We start from the raw sequence: 20,450 nt of genomic DNA, 5'->3' as shown, positions 1-20,450 counted from the left end.
ACCTCCCTTCCTTGTTGGGTGTCGTCAGGATGGGGAAAGTCAGACCAAGCAGTCCGGGTGGGCGTCACCCGAAAACTCCGATGTCACCTTGAGGCCCCATTCAGCCAAAATCGCCGCCCACATGCCGATCTCAGCATGGAGGCCCCTCCGCAGGACGAGCCGACCCGCCCTCTCAACCTCCCAGACCGCGCTCAGTGCCTCGATGGGCGCCATGTCATCGAAGAGTTCACAGAGGCAGGACGCGGCATATTCCAGCGTGGTCCGCTTGTCCTGGTGAAGGACCAACCGCGTGAGGTGGGATATCTTGGGATCGGACCACAGCCCACGCCAACTACATGCCACAGCTTTTTGCCAGAGCTGTTCTGCGACAGTCGCCAGTTCGTCATCGGAAAGCGAGGCAAGCCTTCCCCATATAGGCGGGAGGAGCTTGACCGGATACACGGCACCTCGGCCTGCGAGTCCCTCCGCTTTGACCCCGAAAAGGTGTAAGTTGGACTCAACCTCGATCCGGTCACTCGGCGAATGAAGGCAATTCGCGAACGCACCGCGGGCGTGGTGGCGCCTGATTCGTTGCTTGATGGCCAGACACTTGGCCACGGCGTCGACACCCTCGACTACGAGCAGGTAAAGGGGGCCGCTGCGTAGATAGCGTGCCAGGAGGTTTTTGGTGATCGGTTGTTTTCCATGCGTGACGTCGGGCCACATCTGATCGACCTGGTCGCGCTCCAGGATGATCTCGCGAGCGACCTGCACCTGCAGCTCCGCGCAAGCGACCTCCGCCATGACATCCGCGCGGACCTTCGGGTCGGCGAGACCGTCGGGTTTCACGAGCAACAGTGATGTCTCCAGCGAAGCGGATCCTGTGATTCGTGAACGCTCATGGTCACATGCTTTTCTCCGGGTACGCGTCGTTATTCCGAGCAACCCGTCAGTGGGCCACGCGGCAGTCATCGGTCGTCCCAGCCGAATCCGAGGGAAATTCTGCGGCCCCTACGGCCTCCTTGATCCATGGAGCCAGTATCACCCGGCGGCATCGCTTTCGTCAGCGGTTGTGCCTGGCAGCTTGCTGCATGGCAGCAATATCCGTTGCGCGTGATGTCGGCAGGTAGAGGACAGCGATCGCCCGTGGCAGGAAATAACCACTGTCAACGGAGGCAGTAACCGGGTTCTATTGAGAGCGTGACGGAGCAGCGGCCGGATCTGACGGCGTGATCATGGAATGCGTTCTTATCATTGTAGACACGCCAGATTGGCGAGCATCCGAAGCTGCTCTACGGACCGCGTTCAAAGATTCAGCCGTCACGAGCGATCACTTGGAGCATATTTTTCTGCAGGTGCAGGAGGGCCTGTTCACCCTGGTCCTGTATCTCAGTGCCGCGGGTCAGAAAGAGGCGCATGCCAAGGCTGAGCAATTATGCCGTCGTGCGCTGGCCGCAGTCGTACCGCAGCATGTGGTCTGGATGATTCGGCTGACGACCGTGCTCTGATGGGGCGACCTATTCAAGGTCATCTTCCTCGATCCAGCCCAGAGCAAGCGCTCGTGCGCCGGCCTGGAACCGGCTCTGCGCCGCCAGCCTCTCGAGGAGGGCGGCTACGACGCGCCGGACAGTGCGCACCGAAACCCCGAGCCGCTTGGCGACCGCCTCATCGGTCTGGCCCAGACCGAGCAGTCGCAGCACCTGCTTCTCCTGAGGGGTCAGCCCTTTGTCGTCCCGCCACTGCCGCTGCGCGCCAAGGGGCACAGCGTGCTTCCACACGAAGCTGAACAGGGCGAGCAGCGCGGTGAGCAGACCGGGATTGGAGACCTCCAGCGCGGCGGCGTTCGCCTTGTCCACGATGACCGGGACCACCGCGATCCGCCGGTCCACGATGAGCATACGCATGGGGAGGACGGGAGTTGTGCGCACCTCGCTCCCGATCTCGCAGAGCCATTCGGCGTAGGAACACGTCAGGGGATCGTTGCGCACGCTGTCCATATAGACGGTCCGCAGCCGTACTCCTCGGTCGACCGCGTCTTTGTCCAGAGGTCTGCTCGCCGTCATGCTCGCCTCCGACTGGGCGCCGCCGTACATGAGTGACGCCGCCTCCCACTCGCAGGTCTCGGCCAATTCGCGGAGTCTGGCCCTGATGGCCTCGACTCCCTCGATCCGTTTCACTCCGGCCTCGGACTTATTCACCCGGCTGCCGGCGTACATGTCCAGGAGCATCGCGAGAGATGCCCTGCTCTCCTCGAACTCCTGCTGCCGCTTGGCGATCTCTGCCTTCTGCCGGGCCAGCAGAGCCTCGAGCCCGGTCTTGGGGTTGACCGGGGCGAACACTCCGGGGTCGGTCATCGACATCCGCAGGAGGGACATACGCGCCAGGTCATCCAGTGCCTGACGAACAAGATGTTCTTTCGTGTCCAGGATCCCTACCAAATCCTCAACGCCGGCTTGAGGGTGCTCGAGCATGGCGAGGTACACCGCCTCGGCCAGGTCATTGAACCCCAAGACCTCGAACACAGGTCCTCCTTGCCCTTTCGCGGGGCCGGTCACATCGTGCGTCTAGCCTGTCTAGCAGGAGGGGGTATATCGCCGGTATCTCACCGCAGCGAGCCGGTGAGGTTCGAAGACAACTGTCAACGGCCATGAGGATCCCCAGGTAGGTGGACTTGGGTTCTCTCAGCTGGCGGCCATCAGAAATCCATGCTGATGGCCGGGGCGGTCCTGATGGGTGGTCAGGTCAACGGGGTGACGCCCTTGCCCGCCAGAGCCTCGGCGAGCCGGTGGGAATCGCCCTTGGTCAGGACCAGGTGGGCGTGGTGGAGGAGCCGGTCGACCGAGGCGGTGGCCAGGGTCTTGGGCATGATGGTGTCGAACCCGCTCGGGTGAATGTTGCTGGTGATCGCGATCGAGCGGCGTTCGTAGGCGGCATCGATGATCCGGCAGAACGCCTCGGCGGCGTCGGTTCCGGCCGGGAGCAGCCCGATGTCGTCGATGACGATGAGGTCGGCGCGGCAGATCCGGGCGACGGTGCGCGCGATGGAGCCGTCGACTTTAGCCTTGCCGATCGTGGTGGTGAGGGTTTCCAGGGTGAACCAGGCCACGCGGAGGTCCTTCTCGATGGCCGCGTGGGCCAAACCCTCGGTGAAGTGCGATTTGCCGGTGCCCGATGGGCCGGCGATCACGAGGTTTTCGGCCCGGCCGATCCATTCCAGCGTGGCCAGGGCGTTCTGGGTGGGTTCGGGGATGGAGGACTCCTCCGGTCGCCAGGACGCGAGGGTCTTGCCGGTGGGGAAGTTGGCCGAGGTGCGACGCAGCCGCCGGGTGGCCGCGTCGCGGCCGGTGACCTCCTCGTGGATGAGAATGCGCAGGACTTCGGCGGGGTCCCAGCGTTGCGCGCGGGCGGTGGCCAGCACGTCGGGGGCGGCTTTGCGCAGGTAGGGCAGGCGCATCCGGCGCAGCAGCCGGTCCAGTTCGTCGGGCAGAGCCGGTGGGGTGGGCGAGGTCATGGGTGGGGTTCTCCTCATCGCGGGCACCCGCCCGGCCGGGCAGGCCGGGCAGGCCGGGCAGGTGGTGGGGTGGTCACTGGCCCAGGGCCTGCCAGGATGCGGTGCCGGGCTGAGCCGAATGCGTCTCGTCGGCGCGCACGAGTTCGCCGACGGCCCGGTGGTCGCTCAGATGGTCGACGATGGCGGGCAGGTCGTCGTCGGCGAAGCGGCCGGCGATCGCGGCCAGGCCGAGTGCCTCATCGACGCGTTCAGCGCCGAGCACCGCGGCCAGCTCGACGGCGCGGGCCATTTTGGCGCGGATGCGCACGGCTCCGGCGGGTCCGGCCTCGGTCAGCCATCGCTCGGCGCCCGGCCCGATGTCCAGGAACGCGACCTCCGCCTCGTTGCGCGGCCGTGGTTTCGGCTGGTGGATGCTGCGCCCATTGGGATGGTGCGGGTAGTGCTCGGCCAGGATTTGTGGGTTACCCGGGACAGACACTCGATGGCGGGCGATCTCGGCCAGCTCCCCGCCGGCGGCCCGGGCGGTGATGACGAGTTCCTCGCCGACCACGCGCACCCAGACCTTGGTGTCGACGTGTCCGGGTGGGGTGGAGTAGCGCACCGAGGCGAAGCTGATGGTCTGGTCGTCATAGACGATCCGCTGCTCGCCCAGCGCCAGCGCGAACGGCTCGGCGGGCAGCACGTGCAGCGCCTGCTGCTCGATTAACAGCTGCTCGGGGATCTGTCCGCTGCCGCGATGCCGGCGGGCGTTGATCTTCTCGCACCAGGTCCGGCATTCGTCGGCCAGCTCGGCGAAACCGCCGTACTGGCTGCGGAGGTTGGCCTCGGTGGGCACCAGGTCGGCCTTGGCGAGCCGGACGGTGGCCTCCACCCCGCCCTTGGATTCGGGATCGTAAGGCACGCAAGTCTCCACGGTGCAGCCGTAGTACCGGCCCGCGGCCACGATCTGCGGATGCCGCACCGCGATCCCGGCGACGTGGTCGCTGGTCACGGTCTTGGCGTTGTCGGTGAGCACGTAGGTGGGGGCGCCGCCGATCCGCCGCAGCGTGGAGTCCAGGCACGACACCAGCGTGCCGAGCGTGCAGTCCCAGACCGGGATCACGACCCGAAACTTCGACCAGGCCAGCCAGGCGCACCACAGCCAAGTGCGTCTTCCGTCGACCCGCGGGCCTTCGCCCCAGTCGAACTGCAGCCACATGCCCGGCTCGGGGATCCACGGCCGGTAGGTGCGCTGCCGCCCGGCCCGCCACGCAGCCTTGGCGGCGTTGACCGCTCGCCGGGTGGAGCGGGGGCTGCCCCGATATCCCATCGCGATCAGCTTGTCGTGGGCGACATCAGCGCGGATCTTCGCCTTCGACGCCTCCACCCATTCTTCGATCTTTTCCAGGAACGGATCGATCAGCTTCGGCCGGGCCGCCCGCTCATACGGGTTGAGACCCAGCTGGCGCAGCTCGACGTAGCGTTTGACGGTCTTGGGGTCCGCGCCGGACAGTTGCGCGGCGGAGTGGATGGTCTTGGTCAGGTCGTATGCCTCAAAGATCTTCATGATCTCTCTGTCAGACTTTGTTACGGGACCTCTTCGGTCGGCTTGCGAAATGCGGCAAACATCAGCAAACCGGACCGGGGAGGTCTCCCAAGGGGGCGGGTGGAGATCAGGGCACCCGAGGCCATCCACGGGGAATTCTCGTGGCCATCAGCCGGGACTCAACTGGCCGCCAACCAGGAGTCTTCCATGGCCGTCGGCAACAACCTCTGACCTTGCGATTTAACCTCTGATATTCGAGTATGCCTTGGTTGGCGCTGATGGCGATCTCTCGCGCATAGCGGGCTGTAGGGGTATGCCCCTTCGCCAGACGAGAGGAGAGCAGTGATGGGTTAGCGGAACTCGACCTCGACGGCGTGCTCGAAGAAGATCTGCAGGAGGTCGTCCAGTTCGATGCGCGGTCGCCAGTTGCGCAGACGATGGCTCGGCCGGTCATACCCGGCGACGAGGGCCCGCCGACTTGAGGATCTCATTGGCCCGCCACAGTTCCCGCACCTCCCGCTCCAGCTCGGCGATCCGCTGCGCGTCCTCGGTTGAGATGCCGGGCCGCTGTCCGCCATCGATTTCGGCTTGACGCACCTAGCTGCGCAACGGTTCACGGTGCACGCCGAGTTGCTGAGCCACTCGCGCGGTTGCCGTCGTGGTCGGCGGTGAGCAGGGCGGCGAAGGAGCGCACGTGGTCGGCGACGGCCTGCAGTTCGGGGCAGCGTTTGAGGATGCACGAGCACTGTCAGCAGGCCGAACAAGCCCCTCACCGACCGGTAGACAAGCGACAACAACACCTTGCGATGTCCTAGTCGCCGCTCTGATCGCGCAGCGAAACCCCAGCTCACAGTGCGAAACCGTGTTTTCGAGCGGGATACGGCGCTCAGTGACGTCAGCCGGCCGAACACTCGGAGCGTGATGAGGTAGAGCAGGCGGACAAGCGCAACACGCGAGGACGGAGCCCGTCAAGCCGCAGGCTGGTGCGTTCTGATGTGGTGCAGGCCGCCCCGTAAGTCATCGAAGCCGACGTAGGTGTGGGTGCGTGAGGACCTGCCGTGGTCGTGTACGTCGGTTCCAAGGGCGGGACTCGGAAGTGAACATACCGCTGCTATACCGCCCGGTATTACCCTTGGCGGTGAGCTATTTTAATAATTTGGGAAACCTGGGAGATATGTTCGCGGATGTCTTACGGCCTCTCAATCGTTGGCGTCATCGTGGTTGCTGGCGGCGTGCAGGAGAGGGCGAGAGCATAGAAAGGCGGTGTTATGTCCCGACCACTTCAGTCGGTGAAGGTCGACCAAGGTCGTGCGACGCAAGTATTTCATTTGCCTGAAACCCTTCATGACGCAGGGATGGCCGTATCGCGAGAAGTAGTCAAAGTGCATATCAGCAAACTTAGTGCTGCAGACTCGCCTCGGCTGGCAGGAGTGGACAGGAACCACGTGCGCGTTCTGGCCGAGGTCGACGGCCCGCTGCCGCCCATTATCGTGCATCATCCGAGTATGCAGGTCGTCGATGGTATGCATCGGCTGGAAGCCGCGCTTCTGAACGGCCACTCCGAAATCGAGGTCTACTACTTCTTCGGAGACGCCGAGGAGATGTTCCAGCTTGCGGTGGCAGCGAACACCACGCACGGGCTGCCTCTGACGCAAGCGGAGCGCCAGGCTGCGGCAGCGCGAGTCATCGATTCCCATCCGCAATTGTCAGACCGATCGATCGCCCGCATCACAGGGCTATCCGCGAAGACGGTCGCCAGGATTCGGCGTGCCTCCAAGGAGGGAGGCAGCGACCGCCGACTCGGGCGGGATGGCAGGTTGCACCCTCTGAGGACCGCGGAGGGCCGGAGAATCGCATCTAGTATGATCACCGCGAGACCGGACGCGTCGCTGCGGGAGATCGCGCAGGAGGCGCGCATATCGGTCGGAACCGTACGAGATGTGCGAGCACGCCTCGCGTCGGGGAAGGACGTGGTGCCGCCCCAGCAGCGCGAACCAATCGAGCAGGATTCGCTGGGCCTTCTCGACAACGGGCCAGACGCGACGCAATCCGCCTGCGCGCAGAGCCCCGACACGGCGTTCGACAGGTTGCGCCTGGATCCAACATTGCGTTATAGCGAGTCGGGCCGGAATCTGTTGCGGTGGCTCGGCGCACACCTCGTGACGATGGAACAATCGCGCGAATTGCTTAACAGCGTGCCGCCGCACTCTGCAGTCGTGATCGCGAGAATAGCCCGCGGATGCGCCGATGTCTGGAGGTCGCTGGCGGCGGAGTTGGAACACCGTGGCGGAAATCATCCGTGATGAAGACCAGGCGCTCGGCTGCCTGAATCGTGTTCGCCGAGCACTGCCACATCCCGTCGGCTGAAGATGGTCACGATCGACATCGTAATCCAACGATCCACCCGTCCCTGCTTGATTGAGGTCCACTATGACTCGCTCAGCCATCCGTGTGCGTTTCGCGCCTTCTCCGACCGGCATGTTCCACGTCGGGGGTGCCAGGTCTGCTCTCTATAACTGGGCGGTCGCCCGGCAATCCGCAGGCACATTCGTCCTGCGGGTGGAAGACACTGATACGGCACGCAACAGCCCCGAGTGGACGGCGGGCATCATTCGCGCCCTGGAAACGATTGGCATCAGTGCCTCAGACCCGGCTTTCGAAGGGCCGTACTTTCAGTCGGACAATGTCGCCAGACATCGGGAGGCGGCCCTCCAACTGCATGTGGCCGCCTTGGCGTACTACTGCGACTGCACGCGCGACCAGGTCAGGGAGCGGACGGGCTCGGAGCACTCGGGATATGACGGATTCTGCCGGGAGCGAGGGCTCGAGTCCGGCGAGAACAGGGCGTTGAGGTTCCGTACGCCGGATCATGGTCACACGCTGGTAGCGGACGCCATCCGAGGCAGAACGTCCTTTCCCAACAGCGCGATCGAGGACTTCTTGCTTGCCCGGGGCGATGGCTCTCCGTTGTTCCTGCTGGCCAATGTCGTCGATGACGTGGACGAGGACGTCACCCATGTGATCCGCGGTGAGGAGCACCTGCCCAACACGCCCAAGCAGCAACTGTTGTGGGAGGCACTGGGCTCGGCGCCACCTCAATGGGCGCATCTGCCGGTCATCGTCAACGAGAAGCGGCAGAAGCTTTCGAAGCGGCGGGACAAACTGGCACTCGAAGACTATCTGGCCGACGGATTCCTCGCGGAGGCGATGGTCAACTACCTGATGTTGCTCGGCTGGGGGCCTGGTGACGATCGCGAGATCCTGCCCTATGCCGAGATGGAGCGTCTGTTTCGGATCGAGGATGTGAACCCCGCGCCTGCGTTCTTCGACGTGCGGAAGCTGACGGCATTCAATGGCGAATACATCCGGGCGTTGTCCGCCGAGGCATTCGCCGAGGCATGCGCTCCTTGGCTGGTCGAGCCGTACGCGCCATGGCCGCCGGAGGCCTTCGACGCGAAGGTCTTCGCGGCTGTGGCGCCCCTGGCCCAGACACGCCTGGCGCTGCTGTCCCAGATCACGGAGCAGGTGGATTTCCTGTTTCTCGACCGGCCGGTGTTCGACGAGGCGTCGTGGGCCAAGGCCATGAAACAGGACGCGGCCGCACTGCTCGGCGATGTGCGGTCCGCGTACACCTCTGTGCCCTGGCGGGAGGATGAGTTGAAAAGCGTGCTGACGGCGGTGGGCGGGCGCCACGGGTTGAGGCTGGGCAAGGCCCAGGCTCCGGTCCGTGTCGCGGTGACAGGGCGTACGGTCGGGCTGCCGCTGTTCGAGTCGCTGGAGCTCCTGGGGCGCGAGCGTACGTTGAAGCGCCTGGACGAGGCGCTGGAGCGTATTCGCCGACCGCATCGCGCATTTCATCACGACCAAGATCTCGAAGAGGAGCAGATGTGATCGTTGCACGGCCGGAAAACGGGCGGTTCGAGAGGTCCGGGCCCATGCGTAGTGCTGTCCTTGGCGTCGGCGGATTCGGTCGTGAGGTCCTGCCGGCGCTGGTGGCGAACGGCATCGAGATCGCCACTGTGGTCGATCACGATGCCGCCGCGCTCGCGGAGGCGGTCCGAACCTACGATCTGGCGTCCTCGGCCGTCTACGACAGCGACGAGGGCGGATGGTGGGACACCAACGTCCAGATGGTGGTGGACTGCACACCGCCTGGCGGTCACCTCCGCCACGCGGAAGCGGCGTTCCAGGCCGGCCTGGACGTTCTGGTCGCCAAGCCCATGGCCCTCAGCCTGGCGGACGCGTCGCGGATGGTGGAGCTGGCCGGCCTGGCCGGCCGGCGCCTGGCCACCATCCAGCAGATGCGCTACCTGCCAGCTTTCCTGAGGGTCCGCGACATCATTGCGCAGGGAACCCTGGGAAGGCTCGGCGTTGTGACGATCACGTTCAACGTCGATGGCACGTTCTGGCAGCCGGGCCTCGCGTGGCGCCTGGCCATGGACCAGCCGCTTTTGTGGGAGGGCAGCGTGCACGTGCTGGACCTGGTGCGGTGGGTCACCGAGGACGAGCCGGCGGCCGTCGTCGCGCACGCCTTCCAGCCACCGTGGAGTGAATTTCGCGGCCCTGCGGGTCTGGTGATGTGTGCTGAGTTGCGCGGCGGAACGACCGTACGCTACCTGGCCAACTGGGCGCCGCGGGGAAGCACGGTGGTACCGCTCAACTCCGGCTGGGAGCTGGAGTTCGACCACGGCATCGTGACCGTCACCGAGGAAAGCGTCATGGTCAACGGTGAAACGCTGCTGGCACCGCCCGCCCGGCTCGCATCGCTGGCAGACCTGAACACCCGGCTCGTGCGGTGGTATGTCGACTGGGTGGCCGGTCAGGATGCCGCAGGCCCCACCGGCGCGGACAATCTCCGCACTGTCGCGTTCGCGGACGCCGTTCAGCGTGCCTCCACCAGTGGGAGCCGGGTGATCCTGTGATGGGCGCCGCCGCCTCTCCTGTCTACGTATTCGGAGACGTCTGCTTGCACGTCACCATCCGGCCGTCCGGCTCGGGCAAGTTCTGCGCTGGTGACGTGAGGCTGGATCCCGGCGGTAGCGCCGCGATGGTCGCATGGCAACTGGCCGCGCTCGAACGGCCGGTCGCGATGGTGGGGGTGGCCGGTCAAGACCACGCCGCGAAACGACTGCGTGATCGCCTGGTCGCCGTCGGCGTCGACTGCTCGTGCTGGACGTCGGTCGTCGGGGAGACCGCGAGGGTCGCCATATTCGTCGAGCCCGGGGGAGACCATCGCGTCGTCGTAGAACAGGGTGACGTGACCCGGCCCGGCGAGGCGCTGGCGGCGCGTGTCCAGGAGGTCGATCTACCTGAGGACGCCCTGTGCTACGTGCCGGGGTTCCCGGCATACGATGCGGTGCGTACCGCTCTGCTGGACCGGAGTCTGCGGGTGGTGTGCGACTTCGGGTTCCGCCCGTGGCTGACCGACATCGACACGGCGGTCGCTCAGATCGTGCCCCGTGCCTGCGGCGTCGCTGTGGCGGTCTGCAGCGGGGCGTCATTCGCGGAGGCGGACAACCGGCTTCTGGCACAGCATTGCATCGCCGCCGGTGCGTCCGCCGTGGTGACCTCACTCGGCTCAGAGGGATGTCTGGTGAGCGATGCGCGCGGGACCACACACCGGCCTGGTGTCTCCGTTCGGCCGGTCAACACCCTGGGCGCCGGGGACTCGTTGGTGGCGGGCCTGCTGGCGGGGCTGGCGAACGGATTCGCCCTTGAGCAGGCATGCGTCTTCGCCCAGATGGTGGCCGCGGCCAAGATCACGAAGCTTGTGGGGCCCGCGAGAAATTCCGATGTCCAAGCCCTTCTCGGAACGGCAGGTCGATCACGATGACGCATTCGGGTCTGGAAGCGTATCCGATGGGGGACGAGCCAAAGGACAACCTCCAGCGTATGTTCGCGGACGTCGGGCGGGTGAATCTCGCCCGCGAGCATGTCGACCGCGTCCTGCGAGCTGAGACCGACGTCTCGATCATCGCGATCGACCTCGATCGGTCCGCGGTGGTGCGGCGCCGGGGCGTGGCGGAAAAGCGGCTCCTGGTCACGCAACTGCACCAACTGATCCGTTCCGCTCTTCCCGGCCACGCCGTGTTCCTGGACTCCGGATCCCGCGACGAGGGCTGGATCGTTCTGACATCCGACCACCGCAGTGAGGCGCAGCTCCTGGCCGAACGGCTGCGTACCTTGATCCCCGTATCCGATTTCCGGCTCTCCACCGGCGAAGCCGTACGGCTGACCGCCAGTTTCGGAGTCGTACGGTCACCCATGCACGGCCGCACCGGCCAGGACCTCCTTTGGTCGGTGGGGGAGGCGCTGTGGCAGGCCAAGCTGACCCGGGACACCGTCCACCTGGCCTGCACTCCCATCGCGGTCGAGTCGTCCGCTTACTCGATAACCGTCGATCAGAAGCGACGGCTCACGGCGCTGGCGCAACGGACAGGCCGTTCGGTCGACTCGCTGTTACACGAGGCGCTGCAACTCCTGCTCGAGAACCACGCGCCCCGCTGGCATTGGATAGTCGAGAAGCGGGGGCCCGTCGCGGGCATGCCACTGCCCGATAGCGCGGCATCCGAATGACCGCGCTGGTCGCGGAGGCGAAGAGCCTTCTGTCCGAGCTCATCCGGGCGCGGTCCTGCAATCCGCCCGGCGACGAAGCGGCGCCGGCAGCGGTTCTCCGGAACTATCTGCGCCACGTCGGCGTCGATTGCACCATCCACGAGGCAAGGGCCGGACGAGCCAACCTCAGCGCGCGCATCCGCGGCACGGGCGATGGCCCATCGCTCCTGCTCCTGTCGCATCTCGACACGGTCCAGGCCGACCCTGCCGAATGGTCTGTGGATCCGTGGGCCGGCCTGGAGCGCGATGGCAGCGTGTGGGGTCGCGGAGCGCTCGATCTGAAGGGGCAGGCCGCAGCACAGGCGGTAGCGGTGGCTTCCCTGGTACGGGAAGGCGTTCACTTCGACGGCGATGTCGTCCTCGCGGCCACGGCGGACGAGGAGCGCGGTTCGGAGCTCGGAACCCGGTGGTTGCTGGAGCACCGGCCTGAGGTGCTACGAGCCGACTACGCTCTCACTCACGGCGCCGGGGACCGGATGCTGCTGGACCAGCGCGCCGTCTACTTCTGTGCCAACGCCGAGCGCGCCAACGCCGGGCTCACCGTCACGTTGACCGCCCCCGCCGGACTGTCCATGCTGGCCGGACGCCCCAATGTCATCGCCGAGGCCGCTCGGCTCGTCAGCCTGGTCGCGGGCCAGCACGAGGGGGACACCCTGCTCGACGAGGTCGCCTACGTGATGCGTGCGCTCACCGGAACCACGCGTTCCCCCAGCGAGGCCGCGGCCGCGGCCCGTAAGATCCACCCCGCTCTGCACACGCTCCTACACCCATTGACCGGCGCCACGCTCACACCGGCCGGCATCGCCTCGTTCTCCGCCGCAGGGGCGCCATCGGTCTGCAGCATCGACTTCGAGTGCTGGCTGCTGCCCGGGCAGGACCGTGACGAAGTAGAGGCCGTCTTCGGCTCGGCAGCGGCTGGACTTCCTCATCAGGTCACCTGGCGGCCGCTCCGAGGCGGCAGCCGCTCGCCGATGTCCACTCCTCTATGGCAGGCGATCGAGACATTCGTCGTCCAGGTCGATCCCGGGGCGTTGCTGCTGCCGCTGTGCGACGCGGGCTTCACCGACTCGCACTGGCTGAGAGAAAGCAATGGCACGGTGGCCTACGGGTTCTTTCCCATGCGGGAAATGACCACCCTTGAAGCGGCTCGTGCCGTGCATGGCGCGGATGAACGGATGCCCCTGTCCGACCTAGCGCTCCAGGTCGATTTTTACCGTCACGTCATCATGTCCGTCTGCGCCATGAACGCGGCGTAGAGATCGGCGGCGAGAATAGCGCAAAGCAGCGTCAGTTTGTCCCTGCCCGTTTCTGCGGGCTCGCCGTGGGCGAGGTCGTTCACGGCGAGCCGTCGAAGATGAAGGGGCGCGGAGCCATAGGTCCGCGTCGCATCGGCGCTCCTCTCCGCACGTACGACAGCCGCGTGGTCGGCCTCGACGACCTGCACGTGACGGCCGGAGAGCGGAACATCGCGGGCGGCTCGGGCCACCTTGGTGTAAGGGCACGTCGGGCCAGGCGTGGGAGGCCCCGTCCAGAGATACCGATGCCACACCTCGTGCCCTGTCGGCTTGTCACGGAAGAAGAGGAGGACCGGCATGGAGTCTTCGGCCGCCGCGAAGAAGGCGCTGTAGGCCCCGTGGCCGGTCATGGTGGCCAGCTCAGCGCGGGTGCTCGTACCCAGTGCGAGATATACCGCCGCGGCGAGCGTTCTCCTGAACGTCTCGGAGTCGTCGGCACTCGGTGAAGGGACGAACCATGCGGCGCTGTCACGGATCAGGCCGTGCTCGAGGATGGTGCTGGACCAGCGCCGTTTCATGCCGTGGATCGCAAGTCCTGGGCCGATTCGCATGACGAGGACACCGTTCTCTCATACGTACTTGGGTGATCAAAGGGAGGTGAATTATCTTGGTGGCGGCTCGCCGAAAGGAATTGACGAAATGGTTATGTGGGGCGCACTCGAAATAGACACCGACGAAGCGGCGCGCGAAGTCCTTGAGCATACGGTCGTCGCCACCGTCGCCCATATCTCCGAGCGCTTTTCCGCGTCTCGTGATCGGCTCGCTGTCGCCTGGTTCACCGCCCAGCCGGGCGATGCCGACGGGAAACTCGATTCGGCGACGCCGCTTCGCTGGATGGAGCGGATGGAGAATCTGCTCCAGGCCGCAGGCGCACGTCCGCGGTGGCACGGTCTGGGCGCCTTTGTATGGGTCATGAACATACCTACGCTCGCGTCGGCCGCGGCGGCGGCCAGGACCGTCGCCGCGGTCCCCAGCGTTTGTGCCGCGTCCTTCCGCCACGGTGTGGCCCATGGCGACGAGGCCGGTGATCCGGTCGATCTCCTCCGGATGGCTGCTCACCGGTCGAGCTCCACCGGCCGGAATTCCGGCTCGTACACGGGGCGCCCTTCCATGACGCCCGTGCACGTGGCCACTTCGGAAGGGGAGAGAGCGCGGCTCGGGCTCATCTCCGAAAACCGCGCCCGAGAGGTCGAGCCCCTGTTCCGGGAGGCACTGGATCTGCTCCTCGCCCGCCATTCCTGAGGGTCAGGACGCCAGCAGGCTGATGCTCGTCGTCGGGCCGGACTCCGGGTAAAGGATCGAGAGCCGTGGCTGAAGTCCCGCCACGTCCACCGCGTCTGAGAAGGCCTCGTACGAGATCGGCGACTGGCCCGACAAAGCATGGTAATACTGCAGCGCGAGGGCATGGCCTGATTCGAGGCGCTCCTTGACCGCGGCGACGCTGAGAGTGTGCGCCTCGATGACGACCAGGCCGTGGCGTCCACAGACCTGTCTCCACGCCGCATAGTGCGAGGCCCAATCCCCTTGTACCTGATCGGCATGGAGGATCGCCCCCTCGGGGGTCGCGTACACGCCATGGGCGAGGCGCGCCTCTTCCGACCGCCCTTGCTCGACGTGCGCGAGTGACCGATTGTGGTCGACGAAGGCGCGGACGGACAGGATGTCGTCCACGTCGATGCCAGTGGCAGCGGTCACCGCCTGCATCACTGTGGCCGGCTGCCCCACGTCGCCCAGCAGACATATCGCCGGTAGGTCCGCAAGGTTGGCGGCGCTGATCTTCAACGCCACCGCGTCCATGTCGACGCCCAGGAGCAGGAGCGGATGCTGTGCAAGAGACAGGCCACGTGCTGTTCGGTCACGGACGAATGCGAAGAGCTCGCGCAGCCAGGATCCGTCACCGCAGCCGATGTCGAGGATCGCCCGGGGCTGTGCTGACACCGGGCCCTCGTCGAACAGTCGGCCGATGAGCCTGTTGGACGCGTTGAAGTAGCCACGATGAGCCGCCGCACTCGCGCGGACGTTGACAGCACGGTCGATACGTCGCGTGATGCCCAGCGGCGTGACCCTCTCGCCGGCTGACACCTGCTCCGGCAGCCGGATCAGCGCTTCCGCATACGATCCTGCCAGCCCGTACATGGGAGCGAAGAAAGGGAGCCTGTGCTTTGTGCTCCTCTCGGACGAGCCGAGCTCCAGCGCCGTGAGGAGGGGCGGCACAGCGTCGGGGCTGTGCCCGCCGACGATCCGAGGGAGCAGTGGTACGGCGATCAAGCCTTCCACCAGGCGTACCAGTAGCTCCGACACCGCATCCGGTACCGACGTACGGCGCCTGATCGCCGCTTTGGCCGAGGAGACGACGCCGGCGCACCCGAGCAGTCGCTCGACCACGCTCTGCTCCGCCCATGATCCGCCACGATCGCGCTCGCGGATCGCGCGATGTGCGTCGAGGAAGATCTCGAGCGCGAACGCGGCGTCGTTCGGCACGGACCACGACACCTCGGCACCGGCGTCGCCGTCGTCCCGTATCGTCAGCCAGCCCGCACCGGCGACCGCGACCACCGACGCCGCGACTGCGGACGCGTTGACGGAGTCGTGCAAGAGATCGGCGACGCTCAGCCGCCCGCGGCGTAGCTGAGTAAGGGCGCCCGACGCCTCCAGCGTCGCCAGTGCGGTGATGGCGGCCATGCCGTTCTGATGCAGGAAAACGCGACGCAGCAGCTCGCCGTTCCATCCGCCGAGCTTCCGAACGGTGTGAGACATGGTGCGATCACGACCTCGTCTGCCTGGCGGCGTGCTTGAGCACGTCGCTGTACCACGTGTCGGCGCTCGAAGGCGCCCAGTAGAAGTCCTTCACCGGCACCCCCATTCGCTCACACAAATCTCTGGTGGCCCGCGCGCTCTCCGCCCACGCGCGGATCGAGGACGCCAACCCGTCACCGATGTGGCCGGTCAGCTCTCCCACCAGATCGATGACGGCACGGCAGTAGGACCTGACCGGCTCGGCCTCCAGCGGCAGCGCCGCGCGGAAAAGCTTGCTGACCCGGCGCTCCAGCTCTGGGTTGATGGCCGCCAGCATCGCGAGCTCGACTCTGGCTCTTGCCGTGGAGTGCTCGAACGTGGGCAGAGCCACGCCACGCTCACGAAGCCAGACGGCGACAGCCGCGTCGATGAGGCTGGTGGCGGTGTAGCGTGCGAGCCCTACCTGGCCGGATGCCAGCGCGCCGTCGAGGTCGTGCATCAAGGCCATGATCTCCAGGCGGCCCGCGGAGACGTCGTGGGAGCGACGGAGCGCGGCCGGCAGCGGGATGGCCTGTGAGATCTCACCGCGCATCGCCGCTCACCGCCTTCAGCACTCCGGCATCGAGCAGTGCCTGCCGGATGACCAGGCGATGTGCTTCAGCCGCCCAGAACGTGGCGTCAGCCTCGCGGGCCTGCGAGGGCGCTGGCGAGGGTGCCTGCGAGTTCGCCGCGGGAAGCAGGGCGGCGACGGCCGCCGTGTCCTCTGGCAGCAGGTCGAACGCGGCCTTCCGGGTGACGAGAGTCGAGACGTGTTCACGAGAGTCGTACATGATCGGATGTGTCGGCTCTGCCATCATGTTGTCGTCGTGCGTGGCGGGCAGGAATTCGGCGAGCACCGCGTCGACGTGCGAGGCCACTCCACGAACGTAGTACTCGGGATCGTCCGCGGGGTGCAACAGAACCGCGAAGGCCTTGACCTCGGCCGAATCACGCCCATAAGCCCGGGCTGCCTTCTCGAAGGTGTATTTCGGCGACGGATAGAGCTCGCCCACATCGGTGAGCTCGCCCATGGCGCAGAGATGCGCGCCGTGGCCGGCGTAGAGCACGGCCGCGGTCACATCACCGTGGTGCAATGCGATCGCCGCGCGCCTGGAGAACGCTCCAGCGTGAATGATGGCCCAGGACCTCAGCACCGCCCCGAACCGTTCCAGAGAGAACATCGACTCCTGGCTGTACGTTCCCTTGATCGTGGGACCGATGGCGAGCCGGTAGTAGCGGTCGAGTTCCGGACGTGAAATCCGCAGGACCTCGACGCTGTTTTGCGGATCGGTCGTTCCTATTCTGTGGACGAGGCTCCGCACCGTCCGCGCCTCGACATACTCGATGTCCAGCCAGCTATCGCCGGTGAACATCATGCGTACGGGCACGTCGGGCCTGTGAGCTTCACTCAACACGAAGAAGTCCAAGTCCGACCGCAGGTTGCCGATGCCTTCCACCAAGGAACCCGAAACCACGAGCGCCTCGTCCTCGGCGATCGAGGCGGACAGTTGCGCCCAAGCGTCATTTCCGGCTTTTCGGCGAATCAGATCTATCGCAGTGCGGGCGTCCACGGCTGTAGTTCCCATCCCGGGCGCTACGCGTAGACGTCCCACGCCGACGAGACAGCGTTCGACCAGTCGGAGTGCTTGATGGGGTAACGGTTGTCGACGCCTGTTCCCGACGCGGTGTCGACGAGCGAGAATCCGGAGTACATCAGCCGGCGCTCGCCTTGCCCAGGAGCGATGGTCTCGTGCATTGTGCACGAAAGGTGCACCGTGAGATCCCCGGGCTCCCCATAGAGCAATCGGACCGGTAGGTCGATCGCGTCGATGTTGCGGTCAACCGCAGGGAAGTTCGTACGATGCGAGCCGGCCATCACGCGGAAACCTCCCGTGAGCTCGTTCGAAGGCGTCAGCAGTATCCCGATGGTCACGCCGTTGCAGAAATACGGATGTTTGCCCTGCCAGCAGTCCTTGTGCCAGCGGATCTCCGATGGCCCCTCCACCACACCAGAGGGTTTGACGAGTGATTCGACCCACGACGGAGGAAACGCGAGAGAGTCACCGGTGAGGCGGCAGATGCGCTGGAGAAGTGCACTTTCCGAGACGCTCTTACTCGCCTCTGATATGCGATCGAAGTGCTTGAGACGCACGCAGGTTTCCGTGCCGTCATCGAGTTTCGCCCACCAGCGGTGCGGGTCGTCCCGGCGCGCGGTTCGCAGCCCCCGATCGATGTCTTCCGATAGCGCGGCCACGGTGTCGGCGCCGAACCAGCCGCGCAGCATCAGAAAGCCGGCCTGATCCAGGAAACGTCCCATTTCGGCATCATCATCGGCGGGAGTGAACGACTTGTTCACATCGAGTGGCGAACCGTCGAGATGGGTCAACGTCACGGACCCGGGCTCGTACATTGGGCGCCCATCAACCATCGCCCGGAGGACGACGTCCCAGCCCAGCGCTGCATTCGAGTCAGCGCCACTCACTCTGGCGTCCCCGGAGACCAGGAGCGCCAACATGCTGCGCAGGTCCTGAACCCAGTCGGAGAAGGGCGCGCTGCCGATTTCGACGTTCACCGCGCCGGGGCCGGCGGCGCCATTGCTGATGCTGATCGTGTCGGCTGCCGGGGCGAGCGTGTAGATCGCGTCGTCGATCCGGAGCACAATCGGTCCCACCTCCAGTAGCGTTGCGGCTCGCGCGGCCAGTGGACCGTTTTTCTCCAGCAGCCCTGACAATTCTCGGGAGAAGAATGCGTGCGGTTCGATTGTCCGAACGTCCTGATAGACGCGCGTACGTGAGTCAATGGTCATGGCATACCTCTGTGGATTCGATCGGCAGCACCCGGCTGATAAGAAACCCGCATGAAAGCGACGACGCTGGCAGTTCACACATCGCCGGCGGTCTGAGGGAATCCAGGCGGGATCGCAGCGCGCTTTTGGTGAGAAGGACTATGCCAGTTCGTATGTTGTATCTGAAGCTCGCCGTGCGGCCTCTGGGTGAGTGCGTCCGACGCGTGTGCAACCGCGGACAATCCTCGGTTGCACACGTCGGCGGAGTCGGCGATCCGGCCGAATCATGGACGTGGGTGCAGACCTAACTGCCGACATGCGGCCTTCGCCACCTCGGCTCGCGTTCGCGCACCATCGAGCACGATCAGACGGTCCGGCCCGAACTCCTTAAGGATGCCCTCGATATGTTCACGGTGTACCCGAAGCCGCTCGGCGAACGGTTCCTCCTCGTCATCCCACCTGCGCCCCAGCAGCGAACCGCATCGTGCGCAACGGTCGGAGTCGGACTCCGCGATGGCGGCCTGCGATATCCCGCCGTCACATGTGACGCACACCGAACGTTTCCGCATGCGTTCCATGCAGACCTGGTCGGGGGCGTCCAGATAGATGACGGCGGCGATGTGCCGGTCGCGGGTCGCCAGAGACTTGATCACCAGTTGCGCCTGCCGGGCGCTGGCCGGAAGGCCCTCGATGAGCATCCCGCCGGGGAACTGCGCGTCCAGCCGTCGGGTGAAGGCCGCTATCACCACCTCGTCAGGGAGCCACTGACGCTTCTCCTGTGATTCGGCAGCTGCCAGCCACAGGTCTGACCGCTTCTTCTTCTCCTCGAGAAACTGACGGCGGACAGCGAAGTGGGCGAGGCCGGGAACGGCGCTCAGGATGGTCTCCACGAGAGTGCTTTTGCCCGCGCCCGGAGGCCCAAGCAGCACCAGCAGAGACCTGGCGTCGACGGCTGAGGCGTTCATCGCACCAGCCCCGTGCTCTTGACCGCGGCCACCGCCCCGACGGATGGCAGCAGCGGGAACACCTCTTCGGCGATCCGAGTCGCTTGCTCGATGCGGTCCGGCCCGAGAACCGTGACGTTGAATCCGTCGAAGCCGAGATCAAGAAATTTCACCATTTGCTCCGCGACAGCTTCGGGTGTGCCCGTGATCGCGTTGACCGGTGTCTCGGAGAGCTGCCCAACGTGGGCTTCGACGCTCAAGATGCAGGTGAGCGCGGCAGGATCGCGCTGAGCCCGCTCCGCCGCGGCCGTCAGACGACGCCGGCAGACCGTCAACCGCTCCACCGTCGTGTAACGCAGATAAGGGATCCAGCCATCCGCCGCCTCGCCGGCCAGTTCCGCCCCACGCGGGCCCAGCACACCCAGCCAGATGGGTATCCGGCGCGCGGGCCTGGGGCTGATTTCGGCGTCAACGACGCCGTGCTGCCGCCCGGACCGAGTGACCTGGGGGTTGGACCACATCTCGCTGATGATGGACGTGGCCTCGGCAAGGCCGTCGATCTTCTCGCCGGCGGACAGAGGGGCGATGCCGACGGACCGCATCTTCTTGTCCGCGCCGCCGCCGCCCAGCCCGAGGACGAGACGGCCGCCGGAGAAACGGTCGATGGTCTCGGCCATCTTCGCCACCATCGCGGGATTACGGAATGGCACGCCCAGAACCCGCGTGACCAACCCGATCCGCTGGGTCGCTGCTCCGATCCAGGCCAGCGTCACCAACGGCTCGTTCGTCGGGCTGCCGCCGAATGGATGGTCCGGGACGGAGACGAAATCAAATCCCAATTCTTCGGCCAGGGTCGCCTCGCGTACCGGGGATTCTTCGCTAATGGGATGCATTGAAACGCTCAGGCCGATTACGGGTTTACCCATACTTCCTCCTATGGCCGGTCGGTCGGCTCGGCACATGCTAGGCCCCGGTGTCGGGTGCGGTCACTCGACGGCACTTCGGGAGACGGCCATAATGA

Annotated in this window: 20 protein-coding genes and 1 pseudogene; 8 read left to right on the top strand and 13 right to left on the bottom strand. The window is 65.8% G+C overall.

Annotated elements, in window-relative coordinates; genetic code table 11:
• Positions 1-39 precede the first annotated feature (39 nt).
• Positions 40-828 carry a hypothetical protein gene (locus ACIHFD_RS36175; RefSeq protein ID WP_397370797.1) on the bottom strand — a complete coding sequence of 263 codons (789 nt, stop codon included), beginning with the start codon at positions 826-828 and terminating at the stop codon, positions 40-42.
• Positions 829-1,208: 380 nt separating this feature from the next.
• On the opposite strand from ACIHFD_RS36175, the gene ACIHFD_RS36170 reads away from it, so the two are divergent.
• Positions 1,209-1,487: a hypothetical protein gene (locus ACIHFD_RS36170; protein WP_397370796.1), complete on the top strand. Its 279-nt coding sequence runs from the start codon at positions 1,209-1,211 to the stop codon at positions 1,485-1,487.
• Positions 1,488-1,496: 9 nt separating this feature from the next.
• On the opposite strand, the gene ACIHFD_RS36165 is transcribed toward ACIHFD_RS36170, so the two are convergent.
• The 5 genes and pseudogenes from ACIHFD_RS36165 to ACIHFD_RS36145 all read right to left on the bottom strand — a co-directional run.
• Positions 1,497-2,501, bottom strand: coding sequence for a LuxR C-terminal-related transcriptional regulator (locus ACIHFD_RS36165; RefSeq protein ID WP_397370795.1), 1,005 nt, complete (start codon positions 2,499-2,501; stop codon positions 1,497-1,499).
• A gap of 215 nt (positions 2,502-2,716) precedes the next feature.
• Positions 2,717-3,490 (bottom strand): IS21-like element helper ATPase IstB, encoded by a 774-nt coding sequence (istB, locus tag ACIHFD_RS36160; RefSeq protein WP_397370794.1) that lies wholly within the window; start codon positions 3,488-3,490, stop codon positions 2,717-2,719.
• Between the two features lie 73 nt (positions 3,491-3,563).
• Positions 3,564-5,036, bottom strand: coding sequence for an IS21 family transposase (gene istA, locus ACIHFD_RS36155; RefSeq protein ID WP_397370793.1), 1,473 nt, complete (start codon positions 5,034-5,036; stop codon positions 3,564-3,566).
• Between the two features lie 329 nt (positions 5,037-5,365).
• Positions 5,366-5,506: a hypothetical protein gene (locus ACIHFD_RS36150; RefSeq protein WP_397370880.1), complete on the bottom strand. Its 141-nt coding sequence runs from the start codon at positions 5,504-5,506 to the stop codon at positions 5,366-5,368.
• A pseudogene (locus ACIHFD_RS36145) lies at positions 5,487-5,612 on the bottom strand (IS3 family transposase); the annotation flags it as partial. The gene ACIHFD_RS36150 and the pseudogene ACIHFD_RS36145, both read right to left, overlap by 20 nt.
• Positions 5,613-6,460: 848 nt before the next feature.
• Between ACIHFD_RS36145 and ACIHFD_RS36140 the strand changes: the two are divergent.
• From ACIHFD_RS36140 to ACIHFD_RS36115, 6 genes are all read left to right on the top strand, one after another.
• A complete protein-coding gene (locus ACIHFD_RS36140) occupies positions 6,461-7,318 on the top strand; it encodes a ParB N-terminal domain-containing protein (RefSeq protein ID WP_397370792.1) in 858 nt (285 codons plus the stop codon).
• A gap of 127 nt (positions 7,319-7,445) precedes the next feature.
• On the top strand, positions 7,446-8,906 hold the full coding sequence (gene gltX, locus ACIHFD_RS36135) for a glutamate--tRNA ligase (protein WP_397370791.1): 1,461 nt from the start codon (positions 7,446-7,448) through the stop codon (positions 8,904-8,906).
• Positions 8,903-9,937 carry a Gfo/Idh/MocA family protein gene (locus ACIHFD_RS36130; RefSeq protein WP_397370790.1) on the top strand — a complete coding sequence of 345 codons (1,035 nt, stop codon included), beginning with the start codon at positions 8,903-8,905 and terminating at the stop codon, positions 9,935-9,937. The genes gltX and ACIHFD_RS36130 overlap by 4 nt, the downstream gene beginning before the upstream one ends.
• On the top strand, positions 9,937-10,848 hold the full coding sequence (locus ACIHFD_RS36125; protein WP_397370789.1) for a carbohydrate kinase family protein: 912 nt from the start codon (positions 9,937-9,939) through the stop codon (positions 10,846-10,848). Before ACIHFD_RS36130 ends, ACIHFD_RS36125 begins: the two co-directional genes overlap by 1 nt.
• A gap of 59 nt (positions 10,849-10,907) precedes the next feature.
• Positions 10,908-11,591: a diguanylate cyclase domain-containing protein gene (locus tag ACIHFD_RS36120; RefSeq protein WP_397370788.1), complete on the top strand. Its 684-nt coding sequence runs from the start codon at positions 10,908-10,910 to the stop codon at positions 11,589-11,591.
• The gene (locus ACIHFD_RS36115) at positions 11,588-12,886 is read left to right on the top strand and encodes a M20/M25/M40 family metallo-hydrolase (RefSeq protein WP_397370787.1); all 1,299 of its coding nucleotides are present in this window, start codon (positions 11,588-11,590) and stop codon (positions 12,884-12,886) included. Before ACIHFD_RS36120 ends, ACIHFD_RS36115 begins: the two co-directional genes overlap by 4 nt.
• Here ACIHFD_RS36115 and ACIHFD_RS36110 read toward each other — a convergent pair.
• On the bottom strand, positions 12,847-13,443 hold the full coding sequence (locus ACIHFD_RS36110) for a hypothetical protein (protein ID WP_397370786.1): 597 nt from the start codon (positions 13,441-13,443) through the stop codon (positions 12,847-12,849). The genes ACIHFD_RS36115 and ACIHFD_RS36110 overlap by 40 nt on opposite strands.
• Positions 13,444-13,522: 79 nt before the next feature.
• Here ACIHFD_RS36110 and ACIHFD_RS36105 point away from each other — a divergent pair, with 79 nt between their 5' ends.
• On the top strand, positions 13,523-14,167 hold the full coding sequence (locus ACIHFD_RS36105) for a hypothetical protein (protein ID WP_397370785.1): 645 nt from the start codon (positions 13,523-13,525) through the stop codon (positions 14,165-14,167).
• 3 nt (positions 14,168-14,170) lie between these two features.
• Here the strand turns inward: ACIHFD_RS36105 and ACIHFD_RS36100 are convergent, their stop codons facing one another.
• The 6 genes from ACIHFD_RS36100 to ACIHFD_RS36075 form a co-directional block, all read right to left on the bottom strand.
• Entirely contained in the window at positions 14,171-15,682 is a 1,512-nt protein-coding gene (locus ACIHFD_RS36100; protein ID WP_397370784.1) for a hypothetical protein, read from the bottom strand.
• Between the two features lie 7 nt (positions 15,683-15,689).
• A complete protein-coding gene (locus ACIHFD_RS36095; protein WP_397370783.1) occupies positions 15,690-16,253 on the bottom strand; it encodes a hypothetical protein in 564 nt (187 codons plus the stop codon).
• Positions 16,243-17,271 carry a hypothetical protein gene (locus ACIHFD_RS36090; RefSeq protein WP_397370782.1) on the bottom strand — a complete coding sequence of 343 codons (1,029 nt, stop codon included), beginning with the start codon at positions 17,269-17,271 and terminating at the stop codon, positions 16,243-16,245. Before ACIHFD_RS36090 ends, ACIHFD_RS36095 begins: the two co-directional genes overlap by 11 nt.
• A 23-nt stretch (positions 17,272-17,294) precedes the next feature.
• A complete protein-coding gene (locus ACIHFD_RS36085) occupies positions 17,295-18,506 on the bottom strand; it encodes a phytanoyl-CoA dioxygenase family protein (RefSeq protein WP_397370781.1) in 1,212 nt (403 codons plus the stop codon).
• 263 nt (positions 18,507-18,769) lie between these two features.
• The gene (locus ACIHFD_RS36080; RefSeq protein ID WP_397370780.1) at positions 18,770-19,450 is read right to left on the bottom strand and encodes an adenylate kinase family protein; all 681 of its coding nucleotides are present in this window, start codon (positions 19,448-19,450) and stop codon (positions 18,770-18,772) included.
• Complete coding sequence (locus ACIHFD_RS36075) at positions 19,447-20,355, bottom strand: LLM class flavin-dependent oxidoreductase (RefSeq protein ID WP_397370779.1); 909 nt, start codon at positions 20,353-20,355, stop codon at positions 19,447-19,449. Before ACIHFD_RS36075 ends, ACIHFD_RS36080 begins: the two co-directional genes overlap by 4 nt.
• Between the last annotated feature and the right edge of the window lie 95 nt (positions 20,356-20,450).

Source organism: Nonomuraea sp. NPDC051941 (assembly GCF_044593615.1).
The sequence above is the reverse complement of the archived record's forward strand: the minus strand, read 5'-3'. Positions and strand labels throughout refer to the sequence as shown.

Coding starts and splice junctions, on each gene's coding strand:
- ACIHFD_RS36075 (WP_397370779.1), bottom strand. CDS start 20,355: ATGGGTAAACCCGTAATCGGCCTGAGCGTTTCAATGCATCCCATTAGC.
- ACIHFD_RS36125 (WP_397370789.1), top strand. CDS start 9,937: ATGGGCGCCGCCGCCTCTCCTGTCTACGTATTCGGAGACGTCTGCTTG.
- ACIHFD_RS36100 (WP_397370784.1), bottom strand. CDS start 15,682: ATGTCTCACACCGTTCGGAAGCTCGGCGGATGGAACGGCGAGCTGCTG.
- gltX (WP_397370791.1), top strand. CDS start 7,446: ATGACTCGCTCAGCCATCCGTGTGCGTTTCGCGCCTTCTCCGACCGGC.
- istA (WP_397370793.1), bottom strand. CDS start 5,036: ATGAAGATCTTTGAGGCATACGACCTGACCAAGACCATCCACTCCGCC.
- istB (WP_397370794.1), bottom strand. CDS start 3,490: ATGACCTCGCCCACCCCACCGGCTCTGCCCGACGAACTGGACCGGCTG.
- ACIHFD_RS36110 (WP_397370786.1), bottom strand. CDS start 13,443: ATGAAACGGCGCTGGTCCAGCACCATCCTCGAGCACGGCCTGATCCGT.
- ACIHFD_RS36085 (WP_397370781.1), bottom strand. CDS start 18,506: ATGACCATTGACTCACGTACGCGCGTCTATCAGGACGTTCGGACAATC.
- ACIHFD_RS36120 (WP_397370788.1), top strand. CDS start 10,908: ATGTTCGCGGACGTCGGGCGGGTGAATCTCGCCCGCGAGCATGTCGAC.
- ACIHFD_RS36150 (WP_397370880.1), bottom strand. CDS start 5,506: ATGAGATCCTCAAGTCGGCGGGCCCTCGTCGCCGGGTATGACCGGCCG.
- ACIHFD_RS36115 (WP_397370787.1), top strand. CDS start 11,588: ATGACCGCGCTGGTCGCGGAGGCGAAGAGCCTTCTGTCCGAGCTCATC.
- ACIHFD_RS36080 (WP_397370780.1), bottom strand. CDS start 19,450: ATGAACGCCTCAGCCGTCGACGCCAGGTCTCTGCTGGTGCTGCTTGGG.
- ACIHFD_RS36095 (WP_397370783.1), bottom strand. CDS start 16,253: ATGCGCGGTGAGATCTCACAGGCCATCCCGCTGCCGGCCGCGCTCCGT.